General features: G+C 74.4%; 3 protein-coding genes. 1 reads left to right on the plus strand and 2 read right to left on the minus strand.

What is annotated here, in order from left to right:
* A partial coding sequence (locus tag AB0O00_RS35605) for an FAD-dependent oxidoreductase (RefSeq protein WP_363658845.1) occupies positions 1-1,090 on the plus strand: 1,090 nt, incomplete at its 5' end.
* 10 nt (positions 1,091-1,100) lie between these two features.
* Here the strand turns inward: AB0O00_RS35605 and AB0O00_RS35610 are convergent.
* Positions 1,101-1,487, minus strand: coding sequence for a nuclear transport factor 2 family protein (locus AB0O00_RS35610; RefSeq protein ID WP_363658846.1), 387 nt, complete (start codon positions 1,485-1,487; stop codon positions 1,101-1,103).
* 108 nt (positions 1,488-1,595) lie between these two features.
* The gene (locus AB0O00_RS35615) at positions 1,596-2,288 is read right to left on the minus strand and encodes a GntR family transcriptional regulator (RefSeq protein WP_363658847.1); all 693 of its coding nucleotides are present in this window, start codon (positions 2,286-2,288) and stop codon (positions 1,596-1,598) included.
* Positions 2,289-2,472: the final 184 nt, after the last annotated feature.

The following is a 2,472-nucleotide window of genomic DNA, read 5'->3' on the forward strand; positions in this document are numbered from 1 at the left end:
CGGCTCGGGACTCGACCAGCAGTCCCTCGCCGCGATCGGCCGGGCCGCCGCCGAGCACCGGCTGGCGGCGGAGGAGGTAGACCCGACGGAGGTGCCGGGCGTCTGCGCGCTCGACAACGACCGCCCGCTGCACGCCCTGCACCTGCCCGACGAGGCGTTCCTGGACGCCCGCCGCTGGCTGGAGACGCTCGACGCGGCACTCGCCGCACTGCCGAACGCCTTCCCCCTCCCCGCCGGCCGGCTGCTCCCCCACCGCGACGGCTACGCCCTGGAGACCCCGGAGACGCGGGCCACCGCACCCGTCATGGTGCTGGCCACCGGCGCCTGGACGACGCGGCTCGTCGAGGAGCTGGACCCGGACCTCGCGCTGCTGCCCGTCGTCTGCGCGGAGGGCACCGCCGTCACCCTCACCGCCCCCGCCGCGCTGCCCGCCGTCCTGCGTACCCCGAACCGGGCCTACGCGTGCGGCCTGCACGCCGTCCCCCAGGCCGACGGCACGTGGTACGTCGGCGCGAGCGCCAACCCCGCCCTCGCCCCGGGCACCCACCCGACCCCGGGCGCGCTGCGGTTCCTCCTCGACGCGGCCCTCGGCCAGCTCCACCACGGCCTGGCCAACGCCCGGTTGCTGCAGGTCCACCACGGCAACCGGCCCATCGGCCTGGACGGCCACCCCTTGATCGGCCCGACCGGTCGGCCCGGCCTGTGGACGGTCACCGGCACCCACCGCGACGGCCTGCACGCCTCCCCGCTGATCGCCGAGGAACTCGCCGCCGAGATCCTCGGCACCCCACCCGGCCGCTGGCTCACCCCGTGGCGCCCCGACCGCACCCCGATCGCCGACTGGACCCTCGACCAAGCCGTCGCCGAAGCCGCGACCCACCACCACGCACTGACCGCCGAATCCCGCATGCGCCCACCCCTGACCGGCAGTTGGCCCCAAGCCCTCGCCGAGGCCCACCACCAGCAGATCGCCGCCGCCTACCGCCGCCTGCCCGACGGCTTCGTCCTGCCCCCGGAGCTCGCCCCGCTCGCGTACGAGCACGGCCCCGCCCTCGCCAAGCTCCTCGCGAGGTCGGCCGTCGTGCGGTGAAGCAGCGGAGTCAGTTCTCCAGGGCGCGGGCGATGGGGAGGGTGTCGGAGGTCTGGCGGAGTTGGGTGATCCGGCCGGCGTGGAGGGTGAAGAAGTGGGCGAAGCGTGAGGTGACCTGCCGGCCCTTCGTGGTGGTGCCGAGGTAGCGGCCGAGAACGATGACCTGGTCGCCGTCCTCGTAGAAGGCGTCGCCGATGCACTGGAACTCGCTGAAGTCGGCGAGGAAGGGGAAGAAGTCGCCGACGATGCGGTCCAGGCCGTCGTAGACGCCGCCGTTGGGGAAGCCCTCCGTCACGTCCCAGCGGGCGTCCTCGGCCACGCAGGAGCGGATGACGTCGAGGTCGCCCCGGGCGTCGTAGAAGCGGCGTACGACGTCGATCTGCGGGGAGTCGGACATCGTGAGGGTTCCTCTCGTGCGATGGGCACTCGGACAGAGCGAAGCTGACGGCTGTGCGACGGACGTTACTCCGTCGGCCCGCCGGCCGAACCGATTCATGGGAAGTGGTCACCGCCGGTCGGCGGCCTCCGGGAGCAGCGCCAGCAGGCTGCGCCGGGCGACGTCCACGTGCTCGGCGGCGAGCCGGTCGAGGACGTCCTCGGCGGCGCCCGCGCGGAGCAGCCGGGCGAGTTCGCGGTGTTCGTCGGCGACCAGCGCGCGGTACCGGCCGCGGGCGAGCGTCACCCGTTGCAGTTGGAAGAGGAACACCTGCGACCGTACGGCCTGCCAGGCCTCGGTGAGGCGGCGGTTGCCGGCGGCGTCGTAGATCCGGTCGTGGAAGGCCATGTCGAGGGCGAGCAGGCGGGGAACGCCGGCTCCGGCGGCGAGTTCGGCGGCCATCTCGTCGACGAGCCGGTCGAGTTCGTCGAGTTGCCGCGGCGTCGCGCGCTGCATCGCGGTGACGGCGGCCAGGCGGTCGAGGGCGGCGCGGACGCGGTAGACCTCCTCGACGTCGGCGGCCGTCGCCTCGACGACGGTGGTCGGGCGGTGCCAGCCGGTGCGGATCAGCCCCTCGCGCTGGAGCCGGGCGAGGCCTTCACGGACGGCGCCGCGGCTCACGCCCAGCGATTCGGCGAGTTCGACCTCCCGCAGCGGGGCGCCGGGCGCGAAGCGTCCGCCGAAGATCGCGTCGCGGACCGAGTCCGCGACCTCGTCGGCGAGCCCGCGCCGGGCCGCCTTCCGCAGGGCTTCTTCCGTCATGTTCGAATGTTGACATCACGACATGACGCGGATCAAGGTGGGGACATGACCCGTCCTGCCCGTCATCTCTCCCTCCCGGCCGACGACCTCGCCAGGGACCGCGCGTCCAGGGGCGTCCTCGTCACCGGCGCCTCCCGGGGCATCGGCCGGGCCGTCGCCCACGCCTTCGCCGCCCGCGGCGACC

The sequence above is a fragment of the Kitasatospora sp. NPDC093558 genome (assembly GCF_040683475.1).
GTDB lineage: Bacteria > Actinomycetota > Actinomycetes > Streptomycetales > Streptomycetaceae > Kitasatospora.